This window comes from Sphingomonas sp., assembly GCF_036387595.1.
GTDB lineage: Bacteria > Pseudomonadota > Alphaproteobacteria > Sphingomonadales > Sphingomonadaceae > Sphingomonas.
Genome location: NZ_DASVTL010000029.1, coordinates 143,145 through 163,949, shown reverse-complemented (window position 1 = coordinate 163,949; position 20,805 = coordinate 143,145). Strand labels below are relative to the sequence as shown.

Genomic DNA, 20,805 nt, shown 5'->3' with positions numbered 1-20,805 from the left:
CGGGATCGGCTTGTCTGGCAGATTGCAGACTTGAGGTTGCGCCAAATGCCCCCGACTACCTATCTCACTGCCATGCACACGACCTCCGATACGCTCGCACTCATCGGCAATACGCCGCTCGTCCTGCTCAAAGGCCCCAGCCAGGCCGCTGGCGCTGAGATTTTCGGCAAGTGCGAATTCGTCAATCCCGGTGCTTCGGTGAAGGATCGCGCAGCCTTGTTCATCGTCGAGGATGCCGAGGCGCGGGGCACTCTCCAGGCTGGTGGGATCATCGTAGAGGGGACCGCCGGCAACACCGGCATAGGGCTGGCGCTGGTCGCCAATGCCAAGGGATATCGCACGATCATCGTGATGCCGGAGACGCAGAGCCGCGAAAAGATGGACACGCTACGTGCGCTCGGGGCCGAACTCGTGCTTGTGCCTGCCGCGGCTTATTCCAGCCCTTGTCATTTCGTCCACACCTCGCGTCGCATCGCCGAGGAAACGCCCGGCGCGATCTGGGCAAATCAGTTCGACAACGTCGCAAACCGGCGCGCGCATGTCGTTGGGACGGCAGAGGAAATCTGGGCGCAGATGGAGGGGCGGGTGGACGGCTTCACCTGCGCCGCGGGAACCGGCGGCACGATCGCCGGGGTCGGCCTGGGATTGAAAGCGAAGGACGAACGCGTCCGAATCGCGCTGAGCGATCCGCACGGCGCCGCACTCTACGACTATTATGCCCACGGCGAATTGCGGTCCGAAGGATCGTCGGTGGCGGAGGGGATCGGGCAGGGCCGGATTACCGCCAATCTTGAGGGCGCGCCGATAGACACGCAATTCCGCATCTCCGACGCGGAAGGCTATTCATGGGTGCGGCGACTACTCGACGAGGAGGGGCTGTGTCTTGGCCTGTCCTCCGGGATCAACGTCGCGGGCGCAGTGCGACTGGCGCAGCAACTGGGCGCGGGCAGCAGGGTTGCGACGATCCTGTGCGATACCGGCTTTCGCTACCTCTCGACTCTCCACGATCCTGCATGGCGTGCGGAGAAGGGGCTCGTGTGAGTCGCGATTGGACAGATCGGCCCGTTTCGGTTAGTTTTGTCGGAGCAATGAATCCCGTCCGCGATCCGAAACAGTCCATGCAGCGCGTCAAGGTCGGCCTGATCGGTCTTGCCGCGGTGATCCTGCTGATCGGCCTGGCCAGTTTGGTGATCGGGTCGGCCAGTCGCGAACGCCCGGTGTCCGCGATCGGAGCGCCGCAGCCCGAAGTGGTCGCGAACATGGCCCTCGATAATATGGCAGGCGTATCCAGCGAGCCGCTCGCTGAACTCGGCGTCGCGCCCAGCACTAACATCCAGGCTCCGGCGACCCCGTGATGCGTTCATACCTGACACCTCCAAACGTGGAAGCCGAACAGATCGGCAACGTCTTCATAGGCGAGTAGCTAAGCGCTCATTTCCCCTAAAATCCCGTAAAATCCCGTTGCGTCCCCGACTGGCCGCTGATACGTCGGTTGGACAGAGGGCAAACTCATATCTGCACGGAGCAGGACCGTCGGCGCCGAGAGGTGCTTGCCGGATCGAGGGCGCTTGTGCGTATGCGGTGGGGAATGGAGTGTCGGCCAGGGGGCGCTATCAGGGAGACGGTATCGGCCTTGTCGACGACAAGGGTCGGGTCGCGATCCCTTCTGCGCTCCGCACGGTTCTTGCGGCCAACAGCCCCAAATCGAACGGCAAGGACGGGGGCACGATCGTCATCGGCGCGCATCAGCGCAGCCGTTGCCTGATCGCCTACGATCCCAACTTTCTCGATGTCTTGGCCGAAAAGCTCGATCGCCGCGAAGCCGACAACACCAGTGCCGACGGCGAGTTTGATTACAATATCAAGCGCCGGGCCGCGTCCGGCGAAGCCGTGCCGTTCGACGGTTCGGGCCGCTTCATCATGCCGCGCTTTCCGCGCTTCCATGCCGGCATCGGCGAGCATGCCTTTTTCTACGGGGTGCTCGACTATATCGAGATCTGGGATCCCAAGACGCTGATCGAGACCGCCGACGCGCCCGAGATCATGAAGTCGATGGCCCGCTTCTACATGGCCGAGAAGGGGGTGGCGCTGTGAGCGACGATCGCCATGTCCCGGTGCTGCTGGAAGAAGTCGTCGCCGCGCTCGCGCCTACGCCGGGCGAGACGATGATCGACGCGACTTACGGAGCCGGAGGCTATGCCCGCGCGCTACTGGCAGCCGGGGTGCGGGTGATCGCCTTCGACCGCGATCCTGATGCGATCGCGGCCGGGCGGTCGGCGGCGCCCGAGGGGCTGACGCTGGTGGAGCGTGAATTCTCGGCGATGGAGAGCGCAGTCGAAGCCGCGTCGGCGGATGGCGTGACGATGGACATCGGCGTGTCGTCGATGCAGCTCGACCAGGCGGCGCGCGGCTTCTCCTTCCAGGCCGACGGTCCCCTCGACATGCGCATGGCGCAGGATGGGCCGACCGCGGCGGATTTCGTCAACGAAGCGGAAGAGAGCGATATCGCTGACGTCCTCTATCGCTACGGCGACGAACCCAGATCGCGCCGCGTCGCGCGCGCGATCGTGGCGGCGCGCCCGCTGACGCGTACCGGCGAACTTGCCAATGTGGTTCGCCGTGCGCTCGGCCACCGCGCGCACGACAAGAAAGATCCTGCCACCCGCGCGTTCCAGGCCATCCGCATCCACGTTAATCGCGAACTCGACGAATTGGCGGACGGTCTGGCTGCGGCCGAGCGCGTGTTGAAGCCGGGAGGCCGGCTGGCGGTGGTGACCTTCCACAGCCTGGAGGACCGGATGGTCAAGCGCTTCCTGCGCGATCGATCGGGTGGCGCGCCTTCAGGTTCGCGTCATCTTCCCGATGCGACGACCGCCCGGCCGGCTCCCAGCTTCGAAGGCGTGGGCAAGGCCGTGCGCGCGGGCGAGGCCGAATTGGCGCGCAACCCGCGCGCGCGGTCGGCGACGTTGCGGATGGCGCGCCGAACCGATGCGGCGGCTTGGACGATGGTGGCGGCAAGTAACGTGTTCGAGGAGCGACAGGCATGACGGCGGCGCATCGGTTGAAGGGCGTGGGCTGGTTCGGCAGCTGCGTTGTGGTGGTCCTGACCTTCTATCTCGTCTCGCTGCAGGTTGCGGCCGAGCGGAGCCGTCTGGAAGCGGTTAATGCGCGGGTCGTGGATGCCGAGCGCGACATCCGCGCGCTGGAAACCGAGTTCAACACGCGTGCGAACCTGGCGCAGCTCGAACGCTGGAATGGCGACACGCTGGCGCTGACCGCTCCGGTCGTAGGCCAGTTCATCGCGAACGAGACGGCGTTGGCGGCGATAGACGTGACCGCTGGTCCGGCAGCCGGCCCGGATGGTTCGCCGGTTCGCACCGCGGCCTTGCTGGTGCCCAGCCTTGCGGGCGTGAACCTTCAGACGGCCGTCGTCGCACCCACCGTTCCGCGGCAGGCATTCTCTCCCGCGACAATCCAGACCGCGTCGGTCCAGGTCGCATTGCAGCAGCCCGATCCGGTGCGCCCCGCCAGGCTGGTCCGGGCCGCGACGCCGATGCGGGCGATCGTGACGACCGCCAAGGCACAGGCAGCAATGTACCGTGCGGTAGCGGTCGCCAACGTCAGGCCGCAGGCAGTGGCGATGCTCGATCGCAAATTGCTGTCGGACACCACGCTCGGCGACATCCTGAGCGGTGCGCGCGCCGAGGCAGGTCGGCGCCGGTGACGGTGCTCGTCGCCCGGCCGATCGGTCAGCGCCGCGATTCGCGTCAGCGTCATGCGCTGATCGGGGTTGCGCATACGCGGCTGATGATGGCGATGCTGCTGTTCGCGGCGGCGGTGACGGTGGTAATCGGGCGGCTGGCGATGCTCGCGCTGTTCGCTGGGCCGGCCGATGCGGCGGTCCGTGCAGCGACGCTGGCGGGGCGCGGCGACATCGTCGATCGCAACGGATCACCCTTGGCGCGAACGATCGACGCCTGGACGATCGCGGTTCATCCCAGAAAGCTGATCGGCGATCCGATGGACATAGCCTCGCGCCTGGCCGCGCTGATGCCCGATCGCGGCGACCAGGCGTGGTTCTATGGTCAATTGACCAAGGACGTCAGCTTTACCTATCTCCAGCGCCGCGCGAGTCCGTCGCTGGTCGAGCAGGTCAATGCGATCGGGGAGCCTGCGCTGGTCTTCGCGCGCGAGACGCAGCGGCTCTATCCGCAGTCGAACATGGCGGCGCACGCGCTGGGATTTCTATCGACCGATGGGCATGGCATGAGCGGCATGGAACGCGTGCTCGACGAGCGCCTGACCAACCCCGCGACCGCGGGCAAGCCGGTTGCGCTATCGATCGACACCCGCGTCCAGGCCGCGATGGAGAGCGAACTCGGCCGCGCGCAGACCGCCTATATGGCGCGCAGTTCGGCCGGCGTCGTCCTCGACGTCGCGACTGGCGAAGTGATCGCGATGGTGTCTCTGCCGACCTTCAACCCCAATCGCGTCGGCATGTCGGGTGTCGAGGAGCTGCGCAACGCGACCACGCAGAGCGTCTATGAACTGGGATCGACCTTCAAGCCGATCGCGATGGCGACCGCGATCGACACGGGCGTGGAGACGTCGATGGCCCGGCGCTTCGACGCGACGGCGCCGATCAAGGTAGGCGGTTTCCAGATCCACGACGATCGCGGGCATGAGCAGAAGCGCTGGCTCAACATCCCTGAAACGCTAATCTATTCATCGAACATCGCCACCGCGCGGATTGCCGACGCGGTCGGGGCGCAGCGGATGCAGGCGATGTTCCGCAAGCTGGGTTTCGATACCAAGCCCGATATCGAATTGCGGGAGAAGGGCCGTCCGTTGTGGCCGACCTATTGGGCGCGGACCACCGTGATGACGACCGCTTACGGCCATGGCATCGCCGTCACGCCCCTGCACCTGGCCAGCGCCTATGCCGCACTGGTCAACGGCGGGGTATGGCGGCCGGCCACTCTGCTCAAGGTTCCAGCCGGTCAGGCGCCGGTGGGGCGCCGCGTCCTGAAGCAATCGACAAGCGATCGGATGCGCCAGTTGCTGCGGCTCATCGTGCTCGAGGGCACCGGCAAGCGGGGCGAAGCGCCCGGCTACCGGGTCGGTGGCAAGACCGGCACCGCAGAGGTCGCGCAGGCTGGCGGCTATGCCAAGAACGCCAACGTCTCGACCTTCGCGGCTGCCTTTCCCATGGACGCGCCACGCTATGTCGTCATCGTGATGATGGACAGCCCCAAGCGGGTGCAGGAGAATTCGTTCCAGACGACCGCCGCCTACACCGCCGCGCCGGTCGTCAGCCGGGTTATCAGCCGCACCGGTGCGATGCTCGGTGTGATGCCCGACGATCGAAAGGACGTAGACGAGAGCGATATCATGCCGCTGCTGTGGCATGCGCCCGGATCGTCTCACGCCACCGCGACCGCGGGCGGGGGGGCGGAATGAAGCTGGGGGCGTTGACCGGCGGCAGCGAGGCGGCCGTCGTGACCGGCTTCGCCATCGACCATCGCAAGGTCGCGCCGGGCACGATCTTCGGCGCCTTTCGAGGCATGCGCGTGAACGGTGAGGATTACATCGCGGACGCAGTGCGCTCCGGCGCCATCGCCGTCGTGGCGGCACCCGATGTCGCCGTCGCGGGCGCGCTCCACATCGCGCATGACAATCCGCGCGAATGCTTCGCCCACCTCGCCGCGCGCTTCTTCGCGCCCTTCCCGCAGACGGCGGTGGCGGTGACGGGAACCAACGGCAAGACCTCCACCGTCGAGATGACGCGGCAGCTCTGGCGAATGGCGGGGTTTCATGCCGCCTCGATCGGCACGCTGGGGGTGACCACCGCCGACGAGCGGGTGACCACCGGGCTGACGACCCCGGACGTGGTCACCTTCCTCTCCAACGTGGCGGGGCTCGCGCGCGAGGGTGTCAGCCATCTCGCCTTCGAAGCGTCGAGCCACGGACTGACGCAATATCGCACCGAGGGGCTATCGGTCTGCGCGGCCGCCTTCACCAATCTGACCCGCGATCATCTGGATTATCATGGCGACATGGGCGCCTATCTGACCGCGAAGCTGCGCCTGTTCTCCGAGGTGTTGGCGCCTGGCGGCACCGCGGTCGTGTGGGCGGACGACGATTCGGCGGGCCGCGTCGTCGATCTGGCGCATGCGCGAGGCAATCGCCTGATGACGGTGGGTACGCGCGGACAGACGCTACGGCTGGTGGATCGCGATCCGACGCCGCTGGGGCAGGGCCTGAGGATCGAGGCCGAGGGCGTTATGCATCAGGTCGCGCTGCCCCTGATCGGCGCCTATCAGGCGGCGAACGCGCTCGTTGCGGCGGGCCTCGTCATTGCGACCGGCGGCGACACCCGCGCGACGTTGGCGTCGCTCGCGCGGCTGCAACCGGTGCGCGGGCGCCTGGAGCGCGCGACGATCACCCGGTCGGGGGCGCCGGTCTATGTCGATTATGCCCACACGCCCGATGCCTTGGAAGCCGCGATAGCCGCGTTGAAGCCGCATGCGGACGGCAGGCTGATCGTCGCGTTCGGCGCGGGCGGGGACCGGGATGCGGGCAAGCGGGGGGTGATGGGCCAGGTGGCGATCACCCAGGCCGATCTGGTCATCGTCACCGACGACAATCCACGTACCGAGGATGCCGCCGCGATCCGTCGCCACATTCTCGATGGAGCGCCGGGCGCGCGTGAGATCGGGGACAGGCGGGAAGCCATCGCCACCGCCGTTGCCGAAGCCCGCAGCAACGACATCGTCTTGATCGCCGGCAAGGGGCACGAACAGGGCCAGATCGTCGGCGACATGGTGCTGCCCTTCGACGATGTCGCCGTCGCGCGCACGTGCGCTGCATGAAGAAGGTCGTGGTTCCGGCAAAGAGCGATCGGCCGAGTCTCTCGCGCGCACCGGTTCCCGCGGACAATGCCGCACGCCCGCGGCTTGCGCTGCGCTACGGCGGTCAGGCCCGCCCCGACGAGCGCGAAGGTTCGTGACCGCTCTGTGGACCGGCGCCGACATCGCCGCAGCCACCTCCGGTGTCGCGTCCACGACTTTCATGGCGCACGGTGTCGCGTTCGACAGCCGCGAGGTGGGACCGGGGGACTTGTTCGTTGCCTTGAACGGCGAGGCGACCGACGGCCACCGCTTCTTGCCCCAAGCGTTCGCGCAAGGCGCAGCCGCGGCGATCGTCACGCAACCGTGCGATGGCCCGCACGTCCAGGTGGCGGATACGACCGGAGCGTTGAACGCGCTCGCCCGCGCCAGCCGCGCCCGCACCGGCGCCAAAATCGTTGGAGTCACCGGATCGGTCGGCAAGACGAGCGCCAAGGAGGCGCTGTTCGCCGCACTGGATCGCGGCTGGCGCGGCGGAGTCCATCGTTCGGTCAAGAGCTACAACAACCACGTCGGCGTGCCGCTGAGCCTGGCCCGCATGCCGCAGGACACGCGCGCGGGCGTGTTCGAGATGGGGATGAACCATCCCGGCGAACTCGCCGCGCTGACCCGGCTGGTCCGCCCGCACGTCGCGATCGTCACCGCGATCGCACCCGCACACGCCGAGTTCTTCCCGGACGAGGCGGCGATTGCCGACGCCAAGGGCGAGATATTCCAGGGGCTGGAGCCCGGCGGTGTGGCGATCATACCTTTCGATTCGCCACACCGCGACAGATTGATCGACGCGGCGACGCCCTGCGCCGCAAGAATCGTGACCTTCGGCAGCGATGCCGGTGCCGATGTCCGCGCGGTGGAGGCGATGCGGGTGAAGACCGGCGGCAGCTTCGTCACCGCGCGGCTGGGAGATCGCGAACTGAGTTTCACCTTGTCTCAGCCGGGTGCACATTGGGTTTCCAACGCGCTGGCGGTACTTGCCGCGGTGGATGCGGTCGGTGGCGACCTGGGGCTGGCCGGGCTGGCGCTTGCCGATCTGGGCGGCCTGGCGGGGCGGGGCTTGCGCTTCACGACGCAAGTGGCAGACGGCGATGCCCTGGTCATTGACGAAAGCTACAACGCCAATCCGGCGTCGATGGCCGCGACCTTGGCGGTGCTGGCGCGCGAGCCGGGGCGGCACGTCGCGGTTCTCGGCGAAATGCGCGAGATGGGCGAGCATTCGGCAGCCTACCATGCCGCGTTGGCCACGCCGGTGATCGACGCGCGCGTCGAAGCGGCCATTCTCGTCGGCGAAGCGATGGCGCCGCTCGCCGAGGCGCTTGAGGGGCGGGTCGATTTCGTTCATGTGGCGGACGCCGCGGCAGCGCTGGCGGCGACACGCGACATACTCGCGTCCGGCGACGTCATTCTGGTTAAAGGCTCGAACGGGGTGGGGCTGTCGCGGGTGATCGCGGGCCTGCGAGGCGGGACAATTTAGATGCTCTATTGGATCGCCGAACAGCTGGGCTTCCCCGGTGCGGTCAACCTGATCCGCTATCTGTCTTTCCGCAGCGGCGCCGCAGTGGCGACTGCGCTCGTGATCGGCCTCATCATCGGGCCGAAGTTCATCGGCTGGCTGCGTATTCGTCAGGGTAAGGGGCAACCGATCCGTGCGGACGGTCCGCAGACCCACCTGGCCAAGCGCGGCACGCCGACGATGGGCGGGCTGATGATCCTGACGAGCATGTCGCTTTCAATCCTGCTGTGGATGGACTTGTCCAATCCGTTCGTCTGGGCGTGCCTGTTCGTGACGCTCGGGTTCGGCGCGATCGGGTTCCTGGACGATTACGACAAGGTCAAGAAGGCGAGCACCGCCGGCGTATCCGGCCGCACCCGGCTGGCACTGGAGTTCCTGATCGCGGGAATAGCGGCAGCCATCATCATGCGTCAGAACGGCAGCGGCCTGTTCCTGCCGTTCACCAACCGCATGTATATCGAGCTTTGGTATTTCTATCCCGTCTTCGCGGCGTTCACGATCGTTGCGTTCGGCAACGCCGTCAATCTGACAGACGGGCTGGACGGGCTGGCGACGATGCCGGTTATCATCGCCGCCGTGGCCTTCATGATAATTACCTATCTGTGCGGCAACGTGAAATTCGCTGACTATCTGGGCATCCCGCACGTCCCCCGCGCGGGCGAACTGGCGATATTCTGCGGTGCGGTGGTCGGCGGCGGGCTGGCGTTCCTTTGGTTCAATGCGCCGCCCGCGGCGGTGTTCATGGGCGACACCGGCAGCCTGGCGCTGGGCGGCGCGCTCGGCACGATCGCGGTCGTCACGCATCACGAGATCGTGCTGGGGATCATCGGCGGGCTGTTCGTGGTCGAGGCGCTCTCGGTCATCATCCAGGTGTTCTTCTACAAGCGCACCGGACGCCGCGTGTTCAAGATGGCGCCCATCCACCACCATTTCGAACAGCTCGGCTGGAGCGAGCCGACCGTGGTGATCCGCTTCTGGATCATCGCGCTGGTGCTGGCATTGGCGGGCCTGTCGACGTTGAAGCTGCGGTGATCGTCGCAAAGGCCTGGAAGGGCCGGCGTTACGCCGTGCTCGGGCTCGCGCGGTCGGGTGCGGCGACGGTGCGGGCGCTGGTGGCGAGCGGTGCGCAGGTCGTGGCGTGGGATGCGGATGCGGAGACGCGGGCGGCATTCCTCCCCGGTACGGAGTTCGGGGTTGGATTGCCCCCGGCAATCCAAGATCGTGCTGGGAGCACGATCGACCCTGAACTGGGGACCGTTCGCGAAGCGAAGGGTGGAGGGGGGTATCCGCTGGGCGGTGCGCTTGTGGATGGCCACCTCCACCATCCTGAGGATGGTCCCCCTCCCCGTGCCGGGGAGGAATTGCGGGTGGCTGAGTTCGGCGACCTTTCCGAATATGACGCGCTTGTGCTGTCCCCCGGTGTCCCCCTCAACACCCACCCGCTCGCCGCCGCGGCGCGCGCCGCAGGCGTTCCGGTAATCGGCGATATCGAACTCTTCGCCCAAGCGCGCGCGGACCTCCTGCCGCACAAGGTCGTCGGGATCACCGGCACCAATGGCAAATCCACCACGACCGCGCTGGTCCACCATATCCTCGTCACCGCAGGCACTCCTGCGCTCATGGGCGGCAACATCGGTCTGCCCATCCTCGCACAGGAGCCGCTGGCCGCGGGCGGCGTTTATGTCCTCGAACTGTCCAGCTATCAGCTCGACCTGACGCAGACGCTCGACTGCGAGGTCGCGGTGCTGCTCAACATCACGCCGGATCATCTCGACCGATACGACGGGATCGACGGCTATGCCGCGTCCAAGGCGCGGTTGTTCGCGATGCAGTCGCCGGAGCATGAGGCGGTCATCGGCATCGGCGACGCTTATACAGCCGGCATCGCGCGCAGCCTGTCGGCGCGCGGCGAGTATCTGACCAGAATCGCGCCCGGCGTGTGCATGGACCAGCGCGCGTGGCCTGCGCTGCAGGGGCCGCACAATGCGCAGAACGCGCTTGCCGCGATCGCCGTCGCGCGCGCGTTGGAGATCGACGAGGCGACGATCGACCGCGCGTTGGCGACCTTCGCGGGGCTGCCGCATCGCATGGAGCATATCGCGACCGTGGACGGCGTGGCCTATGTGAACGACAGCAAGGCAACCAATCCCGACAGCACCGCCCCCGCGCTCGCCGCCTTCGACCGAATCCACTGGATAGTCGGCGGTCGCGCCAAGAGCGACGATCTGGACGCCTGCGCTCCCGCCTTCGGCCACGTCGTGCGTGCCTATGCGATCGGCGAGGCGGCGCCACGGTTCGCCGCCATCCTCAATGGCCACATGCCGGTGGAGCAGGCGGGCACGCTCGCCGCCGCGGTCGCCAGCGCCGCGTCCCAGGCTCTTGCCGGCGAAACCGTGCTGCTGTCGCCCGCTTGTGCTAGCTTCGATCAGTTCGGCGACTATGAAGAGCGTGGACGCGCATTTCGGGCTGCGGTTGAGGGGCTGGCATGACCGACGTCGTCGGGAACGTGGGAGGTAATCTGGCGGGCAGGGGCCGTGGCATCGTCGCGCAGATGCGGCATCGCGGCGGGCGCGGCGATCGCTCGCCGCTGGGCACCTGGTTCTGGGACATTGACCGGATGCTCCTACTGCTCACCATGTTCCTGATCGCCATCGGCCTGATCGCCGTCGCCGCGGCCAGTCCCGCGACGGCGGCGCGCTATTCGGGCGAGCATCACAAGCTGGCGCCGCTCCACTATTTCTGGCGCCAACTGCTGTGGGTCGCGGTGTCGATGCCGGTGCTGTTCGGCGTGTCGATGATGCCGGTGGTGCTGGTGCGGCGGCTGGCGCTGATCGGCGCGGCGCTGCTGATCGCCTGCCTTGCGCTCACGCCCTTCATCGGGGTCGAACATAATGGAGCGCGGCGCTGGATCGGGCTGATCGTCGCGGAGTTCCAGCCGTCCGAATTCCTGAAGCCGGTGTTCATCGTCACCGTCGCCTGGCTACTGTCGCTCAAGGCGCGCGATCCCGAATTGCCGACGGTGCTCATCACCGGCGGGATGACCGCCGCGGTGGCCGTCATGCTGATGCTGCAGCCGGATTTCGGGCAGACGATCATCTTCTGCTCGGTCTGGATGGCGTTGCTGATGATCGCGGGGACGCCGATGCGCGTGATGGCGGGGCTGGCCGCGCTGGCGCCCGCCGGCCTGATCGCGGCCTATTTCTTCTATGGCACCGCGCGCGCCCGGATCGACGCCTTCCTCTTTCCCGGCGTGGAGGGAGAGGGCGCGAGCGACCACTTCCAGACCGATGCCGCGCACCGCACGATCACCTCGGGTGGGTGGACCGGCACCGGGCCGGGCGGGGGCAGCGCCAAGTTCGGGCTGCCGGAGGCGCATACCGACTACATCTTTTCGGTGATCGGCGAGGAGTTCGGGCTGATCGCCTGCTCGATTATCGCGATCGTATTCCTGGCGATCGTCGTCCGCGTGTTCGTCAAGCTGCTCGACGAGCAGGACGAGTTCAAGCTGCTGGCGGCATCGGGCCTGGCAGTGCAATTCGGTGCGCAGGCGCTGGTCAGCATGGCGGTGAACACGGGGCTGGCACCGTCGAAGGGGATGACGATGCCGTTCATCAGTTACGGTGGATCGTCGATGATCGCGCTGTCGATCGGCATGGGCATGCTGCTGGCCCTGACCCGGCGCAATCCGTTCCTCACGCGCAGCCCCTATGTCGTGCGATGGGGCAGCGAATGAGCAAGCATTTCGTCCTGGCGGCGGGCGGCACCGGCGGCCACATGGTCCCGGCCGCGGCGCTCGCGACCGAACTCACCCGGCGCGGCCACCGCGTCGCGCTGGTCAGCGATGCGCGCGGGGTGCGCTTTCCCGACCTGTTTGACGGCATTCAGACCCACGTCCTGCCCGCGGGACGGTTTCAGGTGAAACGCCCGCTCGGCTGGGCCAGCGCGGTGCGCGAGATGTGGCGCGGCCGGGCGATGGCGCGCGAACTCTATCGCACGTTCAAGCCGGCTGCGGTGATCGGCTTCGGCGGCTATCCGGCGCTTCCTGCCTTGATGGCGGCGTTTGCGGAGAACGTCCCCACCGCGGTGCATGAGCAAAATGCGGTGCTCGGCCGGGTCAATCGGCTGGTCGCCGGGCGGGTGGATGCGATTGCAACCTCCTATGACCCGACCGAGCGGCTGCCCGCGAAGCTCGACGCCAAGGTTCACCGGGTCGGCAATCCCGTGCGCGATGCGGTGCTGGCACTGCGCGCGCGGCCGTATCCGCTGCTGGAGGAAGACGGCATCTTCCGCGTGCTCGTCACCGGCGGCAGTCAGGGAGCCAGCGTGCTTTCGCATGTCGTTCCCGATGGGCTGGCTATGCTTCCCGTGACCTTCCGCCGCCGGTTGCAGGTGACGCACCAGGCGCGCATCGAGGACATCGACGCGGCACGCGCGCAATATGCCGAGCATCACATCGCCGCCGAGCTGGCGACGTATCTGCCTGATCTGCCCGAGCAACTGGCCTGGGCGCACCTCGTCATCGCGCGTGCCGGCGCCTCGACCCTCGCCGAACTGACCGCGGCTGGCCGTCCGGCGATCCTGGTGCCGCTGCCATCGGCGACCGACGATCACCAGACAGTCAACGCGCGCGAGATGACGGCGGCGGGCGGCGCGCGGACGGTCCCGCAGTCGCAGTTCACCCCGGTCGAACTCGCCAAGCAGATGCAGAAGCTGGGCCTCGATCCCGCCGCACTGGAAAACGCCGCCGGCCGCGCGCGGGCATGCGGACGGCCGAACGCGGCCAGCGATCTTGCCGATCTGGTAGAAAGCCTGGACGCGCCGGTTGCGCGCCTCCCGGTGGGTATGCCGCAAAAGCCCAAGGCGGCGTTCGCGTGAGTGTTGTATCGCTGATCCGCCCCTGCAAGGGGAGGGGGGCCGCCGCCGAAGGCGGTGGTGGAGGGGGTCCGCCGCGTGCGATTCGCTTGCGGAGAACCCCCTCCACCACCGCTGCGCGACGGTTCCCCTCCCCGCGAGCGGGGAGGATGCGATGAAGGGCGTCGCGACCGACATCGGTACGATCCACTTCGTCGGCATCGGCGGCATCGGCATGTCGGGCATCGCCGAGGTGATGAAGAACCTGGGCTATAGCGTGCAGGGTTCCGACGTCGCCGAGGGCTATGTGGTGCAGGGCCTGCGCGACAAGGGGATACCAGTCGCCATCGGCCACGCCGCGGACAATCTTGGCGATGCCGCAGTGGTGGTCGTCTCAACCGCGATCGTGCGCTCCAATCCCGAAGTGGAGGCGGCGCTCGAACGCCGGATACCCGTCGTGCGCCGGGCGGAGATGCTCGCCGAACTGATGCGGCTGAAATCCACCGTCGCGGTGGCGGGCACCCACGGCAAGACGACGACGACCTCGATGATCGCGGCGCTGCTCGATGCCGGCGGCGTCGATCCCACCGTCATCAACGGCGGCATCATCAACAGCTACGGCTCCAACGCCCGCCTGGGCGCGAGCGACTGGATGGTGGTCGAGGCCGACGAGAGCGATGGCAGCTTCCTGCGTCTCGACGGCACCATTGCGGTCGTCACCAACATCGACCCCGAACATCTCGATCATTACGGCAGCTTCGATGCGATCAAGGATGCGTTCGTCGAGTTCGTTGAGAACGTGCCCTTCTACGGCGCCGCAATGCTGTGCCTGGACCACCCCGAAGTGCAGAACATCCTGCCGCGCGTGCGCGACCGGCGCGTGGTGACCTACGGCTTTTCGGCGCAGGCCGATGTGCGCGGGGTCAACGTCACCCCGGTCCCCGGCGGCAACCGCTTCGAATGTATCGTCCGCACGCGGGACGGAGCGACGCGCTCGATCGAGGGGATCGAAATGCCGATGCCCGGCCGTCACAATGTCCAGAATGCGCTGGCGGCGATCGGGGTCGCGCTGGAACTCGGCATCGACGATGCGACGATCCAGAGCGGGTTCGCCAAGTTCGGCGGGGTCAAGCGTCGCTTCACGAACGTGGGCGAAGTGCCGGTGGCGAACGGCAGCGTGACGATCATCGACGATTACGGACACCACCCGGTCGAAATCCGCGCCGTGCTGGCCGCCGCTCGCGAAGGCGCGAAGGGCCGGGTGATCGCCGTCGTCCAACCACACCGCTATTCGCGACTCGGTAATCTGATGGAGGATTTCCAGACTGCGTTCAACGATGCGGATCGCGTGCTGGTAACGCCGGTCTATGCCGCGGGCGAGTCGCCCGTCGCGGGCGTGGACGCGGGCGCGCTGGTCGAGGGGCTGAAACGCCGCGGCCATCGTTCTGCCGCAACCGTGGCGAACGCCGATGCGCTCGCCGAAGAACTCGCGGCGACGATCCGCGCCGACGATATGGTCGTGTGCCTGGGCGCGGGCGACATCACGAAATGGGCCGCCGGCCTGGCGAGCGCGATCGAGGCGCGGCGATGACCGCCACGCCCGCCGCTGCGCCGGTCCGCGGTCGCCTCACTCCTGATGCCCCACTCGCGCCGCTCGTCTGGTTCAAGGCGGGCGGTCCGGCCGAGCAGCTTTTCGAGCCTGCCGACATCGAAGACCTGTCCACCTTCCTCGCCGCCCTCGATTCCGCGACGCCGGTCATGGCGCTGGGGCTCGGCTCCAACCTAATCGTGCGCGACGGCGGCGTACCGGGGGTGGTGGTGCGCCTGGGCAAGGCATTCGCCAAGGTGGAGGCGGTGGATGCGATGACGCTTCGCTGCGGAGGCGGGGCAAGCGGCATCCTGGTTTCCTCAACGGCGCGCGACGCGAGCATCGCGGGCGTCGAGTTCCTCCGGTCGATTCCGGGCACCGTCGGCGGCTTCGTCCGCATGAACGGCGGCGCCTATGGCCGCGAGACGGCCGATGTGCTGGTCGAGTGCGAGGTCGTGCTGCGATCGGGCGAGCGGCGGATATTGGCGGCGGCCGATCTCGGCTACACCTATCGCCACTCCGAGGTGCCCGACGGCTGCGTCGTTATTTCCGCCACCTTCCGCGGGGTGTCGGGCGAACGTGCCGCGATCCAGGCGGAAATGGACCGCATCGCCGCTGCGCGAGAGGCCTCGCAGCCGCTCCGATCGAAGACGGGCGGCTCGACCTTCAAGAACCCTCCCGGCCACAAGGCGTGGGCGCTGGTCGATGCGGCGGGCTGCCGGGGATTGCGCCTGGGCGACGCACAAGTCAGTGAAAAGCATTGCAATTTCCTGCTGAACCTCGGCACTGCGACGAGCGCGCAGATCGAAGCGCTGGGCGAAGAGGTGCGCGACAGGGTCAAGGCGCATTCGGGGGTGACGTTGGAATGGGAAATTCAGCGGCTGGGGGTGAAGATATGATCCTCCCCGGCACGGGGAGGGGGACCAGCCGAAGGCTGGTGGAGGGAGCTCGCCACGCGCGCTGCACCATGTGGCCAACCCCCTCCACCATCGCTGCGCGACGGTCCCCCTCCGCGGAATCGGGGAGGAACGCATGACACTCCACGTCGCAGTCCTCATGGGCGGCTGGTCCGCCGAACGAGAGGTGTCGCTGTTGTCGGGCGCGGGGGTCGCCGACGCGCTGGAGCAGCTTGGTCACCGCGTCACGCGGATCGACATGACCCGCGAGGTCGCCGCGCGCCTTGCAGAGGCTGCCCCCGATCTCGTCTTCAACGCGCTTCACGGCACGCCGGGAGAGGACGGATCGGTGCAGGGGATGCTCGACCTGATGGGGCTGCGTTATACCCATAGCGGCTTGGCGACCTCGGTGATCGCGATCGACAAGGTGCTGACCAAGCAGGCCCTCGTGCCCCACGGCGTGCCGATGCCGGGGGGGCGCGTCGTGAAATCCGCCGAGCTGTTCGGCGCCGATCCGATCGCACGACCCTATGTGGTCAAGCCGGTGAACGAGGGTTCGTCGGTGGGTATCGCGATCGTGACCGACGACAGCAATTACGGCAATCCGATCGGGCGCGACGTGGCCGGACCGTGGCAGGATTTCGAGGAACTGCTCGCCGAACCCTATATCCGCGGGCGCGAACTGACGACGGCGGTGCTCGGGGGGCCGCCAGGCAATCGGGCGCTTGGCGTCACCGAGTTGAAGCCCAAGACGGGCTGGTACGATTACGATGCCAAATATACCGATGGCATGACCGAGCACGTCTGCCCCGCCGACATTCCCGATGTCATTGCCGATGCGTGCAAGGCATTGGCGCTGGAAGCGCACCGGCTGCTGGGTTGCCGTGGGTGCAGCCGCGCCGATTTCCGCTGGGATGACGAGCGCGGTGTCGACGGGCTGTTCCTGCTGGAAGTGAATACGCAGCCTGGCATGACCGCGCTCAGCCTGGTGCCCGAACAGGCGCGCCACATCGGCATGACCTATGCCGAACTCGTCCAGGCGATCGTCGATGAAGCGTTGCAGGATGGCGAACGCGCATGAGCCGCACGATCAAGCGCGCGCCACCGCCGCGAAAGCCGCCGCCACGGCGAAAGGTTGCGGTCAGGAAGATCTCGACGATGGACCGCGTGGTCGGGATGGTGCCGGTAAGCGAAGACACGCTCCGCCGGATCGCGACCTGGGCGATGCTCGGCACGGCGGGTGCTGCGGCCTTGGGCGTCGCATCGTGGGTCGGGTTGCCCGGCATGGTCGGCGCGGCGATGGCCGAACAGGCGGGTGCCGCCGGCTTTCGGGTCGATCAGATCGAGGTGACCGGGCTGAAGCGCATGGATCGCATGTCGGTCTATGCGGTCGCGCTGGATCAGCAGAGCCGCGCGATGCCGCTCGTGGATCTCGAGGCGGTACGCAGCAAGCTGCTGCGCTACGGCTGGATCGCCGACGCGCACGTCTCGCGCCGCCTGCCCGACACGTTGCTGGTCGACATCGTCGAGCGTACGCCGGCGGCGGTGTGGCAGGACAATGGCCAGTTGACGCTCATCGACGCCGCCGGCGTGCTGCTGGAGCCGGTGTCGCCGGACGCGATTCCCGATCTGCCGCTGGTCATCGGCCCGGGGGCGGATCGCCAGGAGGCAGCCTATCAGGCGCTGCTCGCCGCAGCGCCGGCGATGAAACCGCGGGTGAAGGCGGCCACCTGGGTCGGCAATCGGCGCTGGGATTTAACGTTCGATTCGGGCGAGACGCTGGCCTTGCCGGAGGATGGCGCGGAGGCGGCGCTGCTCCGCTTCGCGCAGCTGGACGGCGCGCGGTCGCTGCTCGGGCGCGGCTGGCTGCGGTTCGACATGCGCGATCCGGCCAAGCTGGTGGCGCGCAAGCCCGGATCGACGCTGGCGCGCAGCGTTCCGGATGACGGAAAGGGGCCGGCGGCGGCCGCGCCTGAGATGATGACGCCTAAGTTGATGGCGGGGGCGACGGAGGGGTAATCATGGCCAAGGCAGCACCTGAAGGATTGATAACGGCGCTGGACGTCGGCACGTCCAAAGTATCGGCGATGATCGCGCAGAAGGGCGACGGCGGCGAGCTGATCGTGCTCGGCACCGGCCAGCGCGAAAGCCGCGGGGTCAAGCATGGCTATGTCGCCGACATGAAGATGACCGAGGTCGCGATTCGCGAGGCGGTTGAACAGGCCGAACGGATCGCGGGGATCAATATCGAGAACGTGTGGGTCGGCTTTTCGGCCGGCGGGCTCGTCAGCGACGTCGCCGAAGTCGAATTCGAACTGGGCGGTCACCGGGTCGAACAAGGCGACATCGACGCGTTGCTTGCGGCCGGGCGCAACTCGATCGACCCGCAGGGGCGTATGGTGCTGCACGCGCAGCCCGCGCTCTACACGCTCGACGGACTGACCGGCGTCAAGAAACCGCTCGGACTGCACGCCGATCGGCTGGGCGTGCACATCCACGTCGTCGCCGCCGATGGGCCACCGGTGCGCAACCTCGATCTGTGCGTCCGCTCCGCGCATCTGGAGGTCAAGTCGATCATCGCCTCGCCGGTCGCGACCGGCCTTGCGTGCCTGAGCGACGAGGAGCGCGAACTTGGCGTCGCTTTGGTCGAACTGGGGGCGGGAATCACCAACGTGTCGCTGTTCGCAGGGGGAATGCTGGTCGGCCTGACCTCGATCGCGATGGGCGCGTCGGATATCACCGACGACATCGCGTCGGCGTTCGGCACGCGCCGCCAGCATGCCGAGCGGATGAAATGCTTCCACGGATCGGCCAATGCCTCGCCGCGCGACAATCACGACATGATCCCCCTCATGCCGATCTCGGCCGAGGACAATGGTCAGGAAGGCGCGCAGATCACCAAAGCGGCGCTGATCGGCGTGATTCGCCAGCGGCTGGATCATCAAATGGGCGAAATTCGCGGCGCGCTGGCCAAGCTGAAATTCGAAGGGCCGGTCGGTCGCCAGGTCGTGCTGACCGGCGGCGGCGCGGAACTGAAAGGGGTCGCCGATTATGCGCAGAGCGCGCTGGGTCGATCGGTGCGCATCGGACGGCCGCGCGGATTGACCGCGCTGCCCGAGGCGCATTCGGGGCCTGCCTTCGCAACGCTCGCGGGACTGGCCTTCTACGCCGCGTCCGATCCCGTCGATCTGCGCGCGCTGGCGCCCCAGCCGCAGACCGTCCATCGCACCCGCGGCATGGGCGTGTTCCGCAAGCTGATGCAGGCGGCGCGCGCCAATTATTAACAACCCCGTCCGGCCAATCGCCACTTTCAGCTGGAACGTGGTGAATCGTTCGGGCACAACGACCTATCAAGCGCCCGGCGGCGTAATGCGGGCACGTGGAGTGAACAGGGCATGAGCATCGAATTCCTTTCTCCCGAGGTCGACGAACTGACCCCGCGCATCGCGGTGATCGGTGTCGGCGGCGCGGGTGGCAACGCCATCGCCAACATGATGAAGGCAGAGGTGCAGGGGGTCGACTTCCTGGTCGCCAACACCGACGCGCAAGCGCTCAAGCAATCGACCGCGCCGCAGCGCATCCAACTCGGCGCCAAGATCACGCAAGGATTGGGTGCGGGCAGCCGTCCCGAGATCGGCCGCGCCGCCGCCGAGGAGACGATCGACAGCCTGGCCAAGCAGCTAGAGGGCGCGCACATGGTCTTCATCGCCGCCGGCATGGGCGGCGGCACCGGCACCGGCGCGGCACCCGTCATCGCCAAGGCGGCGCGCGATATGGGCATCCTGACGGTCGGTGTCGTGACCAAGCCGTTCGCCTTCGAGGGCAACCGCCGCGCCAAGAGCGCGGATGCGGGAATCGAGGAACTCCAGAAGTACGTCGATACGCTGATCGTCATTCCGAACCAGAATCTGTTCCTGATCGCCAACGCGAACACCACCTTCAAGGAGGCGTTCACGATGGCGGACGAGGTGCTCCAGCAGGGCGTCCGCGGGATCACCGACCTGATGGTGATGCCCGGCCTCATCAACCTCGACTTCGCCGACGTTCGTTCGGTGATGCAGGAGATGGGCAAGGCGATGATGGGCACCGGCGAGGCGAGCGGCGACAACCGCGCGCTGGAGGCCGCGCAGAAGGCGATCGCCAACCCGCTGCTCGACGGCGTCAGCATGCAGGGCGCCAAGGGCGTCATCATCTCGATCACCGGCGGCGACGACATGCGCCTGTTGGAGGTGGACGAGGCGGCGAATCACATTCGTGACCTGGTCGATCCCGATGCCAACATCATCTGGGGATCGGCGTTCAACCCCGATCTGGAGGGTCGCATCCGTGTTTCGGTCGTCGCGACCGGCATCGACGCCGAGGGATCGCGCCCCGCCGCCGCCCCGCCGCCGGAGCAGCAGACCCGCGGTTTCAGCTTCGGGATGGCCCGCAAGCCCGACGAGGCACCGTCGTTCCGCCCCATCGGAGCGGTCGTGCCCACGGCGTCCACAGCGGCCTCGGTATCGTCCCCGGCGCCCCTGGCTTCTGCGGGCGAGGCGGACTTCGCCGCACCCGCACCCGCCCCGGCGGCCGTCGCGGCGCGGTCGGAAGCTCCGCCTGAAGTCGACGATGCGGCCGACGACGAACTCGTCCTCGGCGCCGAGACGATCGTGGAACAGCCGGCTCAGCCCACCTATGCAGCCCCGGTAACCCGCGCGTTCGATGATGTCGTCCCCGTGCCTGCGGCCGACGAAGGCGGCGCGCGTCGTCGCTGGCTGGCCCCCGGCAACGAGGCGGAGCCCGAGCCGGTGCCGGCAGCGCCGCGGGTGAAGATGGGGGGCACTCTGTTCGAACGCATGTCCAACGCCGCGCGCGGCGCCCAGCGAGAGGATGGCGAGGCAGAGAAGGAGCCCGTCGATATTCCCCGCTTCCTGCATCGCCAAAATAACCAATAGCCGCGCGGCTGCTTCCGCTGCCGCGACACGGGCGGCAGTGGCCGACGGGTTGCCGGAGCAACCCGTCGTCGGGCCGACCCGTTCCAGCGCGGAAGGGGCCAGCGGTCATTGCGGGTTC

The 20,805-nt window shown here is 67.5% G+C and carries 19 protein-coding genes; all 19 read left to right on the top strand.

What is annotated here, in order from left to right; translation table 11 throughout:
• The first annotated feature begins 72 nt into the window (after nt 1–72).
• The 19 genes from VF643_RS02015 (at nt 73) to ftsZ (ending at nt 20,687) form a co-directional block, all read left to right on the top strand.
• Nucleotides 73–1,041: a cysteine synthase A gene (locus VF643_RS02015; protein WP_331041732.1), complete on the top strand. Its 969-nt coding sequence runs from the start codon at nt 73–75 to the stop codon at nt 1,039–1,041.
• Between the two features lie 77 nt (nt 1,042–1,118).
• Nucleotides 1,119–1,355 (top strand): hypothetical protein, encoded by a 237-nt coding sequence (locus tag VF643_RS02010; RefSeq protein WP_331041684.1) that lies wholly within the window; start codon nt 1,119–1,121, stop codon nt 1,353–1,355.
• Nucleotides 1,356–1,593: 238 nt separating this feature from the next.
• Nucleotides 1,594–2,094: a division/cell wall cluster transcriptional repressor MraZ gene (locus tag VF643_RS02005; RefSeq protein ID WP_331041683.1), complete on the top strand. Its 501-nt coding sequence runs from the start codon at nt 1,594–1,596 to the stop codon at nt 2,092–2,094.
• A complete protein-coding gene (rsmH, locus tag VF643_RS02000) occupies nt 2,091–3,047 on the top strand; it encodes a 16S rRNA (cytosine(1402)-N(4))-methyltransferase RsmH (protein ID WP_331041682.1) in 957 nt (318 codons plus the stop codon). Before VF643_RS02005 ends, rsmH begins: the two co-directional genes overlap by 4 nt.
• On the top strand, nt 3,044–3,724 hold the full coding sequence (locus tag VF643_RS01995; RefSeq protein WP_331041681.1) for a hypothetical protein: 681 nt from the start codon (nt 3,044–3,046) through the stop codon (nt 3,722–3,724). Before rsmH ends, VF643_RS01995 begins: the two co-directional genes overlap by 4 nt.
• Nucleotides 3,721–5,460, top strand: coding sequence for a penicillin-binding protein 2 (locus tag VF643_RS01990; protein WP_331041680.1), 1,740 nt, complete (start codon nt 3,721–3,723; stop codon nt 5,458–5,460). The genes VF643_RS01995 and VF643_RS01990 overlap by 4 nt, the downstream gene beginning before the upstream one ends.
• Nucleotides 5,457–6,872: a UDP-N-acetylmuramoyl-L-alanyl-D-glutamate--2,6-diaminopimelate ligase gene (locus VF643_RS01985; protein ID WP_331041679.1), complete on the top strand. Its 1,416-nt coding sequence runs from the start codon at nt 5,457–5,459 to the stop codon at nt 6,870–6,872. The genes VF643_RS01990 and VF643_RS01985 overlap by 4 nt, the downstream gene beginning before the upstream one ends.
• Nucleotides 6,869–7,009 carry a hypothetical protein gene (locus VF643_RS01980; protein WP_331041678.1) on the top strand — a complete coding sequence of 47 codons (141 nt, stop codon included), beginning with the start codon at nt 6,869–6,871 and terminating at the stop codon, nt 7,007–7,009. The genes VF643_RS01985 and VF643_RS01980 overlap by 4 nt, the downstream gene beginning before the upstream one ends.
• Before the next feature lie 62 nt (nt 7,010–7,071).
• The gene (locus tag VF643_RS01975; RefSeq protein ID WP_331041731.1) at nt 7,072–8,379 is read left to right on the top strand and encodes a UDP-N-acetylmuramoyl-tripeptide--D-alanyl-D-alanine ligase; all 1,308 of its coding nucleotides are present in this window, start codon (nt 7,072–7,074) and stop codon (nt 8,377–8,379) included.
• The gene (mraY, locus tag VF643_RS01970; RefSeq protein WP_331041677.1) at nt 8,380–9,450 is read left to right on the top strand and encodes a phospho-N-acetylmuramoyl-pentapeptide-transferase; all 1,071 of its coding nucleotides are present in this window, start codon (nt 8,380–8,382) and stop codon (nt 9,448–9,450) included.
• A complete protein-coding gene (gene murD / locus VF643_RS01965; protein WP_331041676.1) occupies nt 9,447–10,907 on the top strand; it encodes a UDP-N-acetylmuramoyl-L-alanine--D-glutamate ligase in 1,461 nt (486 codons plus the stop codon). The genes mraY and murD overlap by 4 nt, the downstream gene beginning before the upstream one ends.
• A 62-nt stretch (nt 10,908–10,969) precedes the next feature.
• On the top strand, nt 10,970–12,151 hold the full coding sequence (locus VF643_RS01960) for an FtsW/RodA/SpoVE family cell cycle protein (protein WP_331041730.1): 1,182 nt from the start codon (nt 10,970–10,972) through the stop codon (nt 12,149–12,151).
• Nucleotides 12,148–13,293 (top strand): undecaprenyldiphospho-muramoylpentapeptide beta-N-acetylglucosaminyltransferase, encoded by a 1,146-nt coding sequence (murG, locus tag VF643_RS01955; protein WP_414713766.1) that lies wholly within the window; start codon nt 12,148–12,150, stop codon nt 13,291–13,293. Before VF643_RS01960 ends, murG begins: the two co-directional genes overlap by 4 nt.
• A gap of 151 nt (nt 13,294–13,444) precedes the next feature.
• Entirely contained in the window at nt 13,445–14,860 is a 1,416-nt protein-coding gene (murC, locus tag VF643_RS01950) for a UDP-N-acetylmuramate--L-alanine ligase (RefSeq protein ID WP_331041674.1), read from the top strand.
• Nucleotides 14,857–15,756, top strand: coding sequence for a UDP-N-acetylmuramate dehydrogenase (gene murB, locus VF643_RS01945; RefSeq protein WP_331041673.1), 900 nt, complete (start codon nt 14,857–14,859; stop codon nt 15,754–15,756). Before murC ends, murB begins: the two co-directional genes overlap by 4 nt.
• A 133-nt stretch (nt 15,757–15,889) precedes the next feature.
• Nucleotides 15,890–16,834 carry a D-alanine--D-alanine ligase gene (locus VF643_RS01940; protein WP_331041672.1) on the top strand — a complete coding sequence of 315 codons (945 nt, stop codon included), beginning with the start codon at nt 15,890–15,892 and terminating at the stop codon, nt 16,832–16,834.
• A complete protein-coding gene (locus tag VF643_RS01935) occupies nt 16,831–17,772 on the top strand; it encodes a cell division protein FtsQ/DivIB (protein ID WP_331041671.1) in 942 nt (313 codons plus the stop codon). The genes VF643_RS01940 and VF643_RS01935 overlap by 4 nt, the downstream gene beginning before the upstream one ends.
• Before the next feature lie 2 nt (nt 17,773–17,774).
• Complete coding sequence (ftsA, locus tag VF643_RS01930; protein WP_331041670.1) at nt 17,775–19,037, top strand: cell division protein FtsA; 1,263 nt, start codon at nt 17,775–17,777, stop codon at nt 19,035–19,037.
• Nucleotides 19,038–19,148: 111 nt separating this feature from the next.
• Nucleotides 19,149–20,687, top strand: a complete 1,539-nt coding sequence (ftsZ, locus tag VF643_RS01925) for a cell division protein FtsZ (protein WP_331041669.1) — start codon at nt 19,149–19,151, stop codon at nt 20,685–20,687.
• The last annotated feature ends 118 nt before the right edge of the window (nt 20,688–20,805 follow it).

Coding starts and splice junctions, on each gene's coding strand:
- murG (WP_414713766.1), top strand. CDS start 12,148: ATGAGCAAGCATTTCGTCCTGGCGGCGGGCGGCACCGGCGGCCACATG.
- VF643_RS01985 (WP_331041679.1), top strand. CDS start 5,457: ATGAAGCTGGGGGCGTTGACCGGCGGCAGCGAGGCGGCCGTCGTGACC.
- ftsZ (WP_331041669.1), top strand. CDS start 19,149: ATGAGCATCGAATTCCTTTCTCCCGAGGTCGACGAACTGACCCCGCGC.
- VF643_RS01960 (WP_331041730.1), top strand. CDS start 10,970: ATGCGGCATCGCGGCGGGCGCGGCGATCGCTCGCCGCTGGGCACCTGG.
- VF643_RS01980 (WP_331041678.1), top strand. CDS start 6,869: ATGAAGAAGGTCGTGGTTCCGGCAAAGAGCGATCGGCCGAGTCTCTCG.
- ftsA (WP_331041670.1), top strand. CDS start 17,775: ATGGCCAAGGCAGCACCTGAAGGATTGATAACGGCGCTGGACGTCGGC.
- VF643_RS01975 (WP_331041731.1), top strand. CDS start 7,072: ATGGCGCACGGTGTCGCGTTCGACAGCCGCGAGGTGGGACCGGGGGAC.
- VF643_RS02010 (WP_331041684.1), top strand. CDS start 1,119: ATGCAGCGCGTCAAGGTCGGCCTGATCGGTCTTGCCGCGGTGATCCTG.
- mraY (WP_331041677.1), top strand. CDS start 8,380: ATGCTCTATTGGATCGCCGAACAGCTGGGCTTCCCCGGTGCGGTCAAC.
- VF643_RS02015 (WP_331041732.1), top strand. CDS start 73: ATGCACACGACCTCCGATACGCTCGCACTCATCGGCAATACGCCGCTC.
- murB (WP_331041673.1), top strand. CDS start 14,857: ATGACCGCCACGCCCGCCGCTGCGCCGGTCCGCGGTCGCCTCACTCCT.
- murC (WP_331041674.1), top strand. CDS start 13,445: ATGAAGGGCGTCGCGACCGACATCGGTACGATCCACTTCGTCGGCATC.
- VF643_RS01940 (WP_331041672.1), top strand. CDS start 15,890: ATGACACTCCACGTCGCAGTCCTCATGGGCGGCTGGTCCGCCGAACGA.
- VF643_RS01995 (WP_331041681.1), top strand. CDS start 3,044: ATGACGGCGGCGCATCGGTTGAAGGGCGTGGGCTGGTTCGGCAGCTGC.
- VF643_RS01935 (WP_331041671.1), top strand. CDS start 16,831: ATGAGCCGCACGATCAAGCGCGCGCCACCGCCGCGAAAGCCGCCGCCA.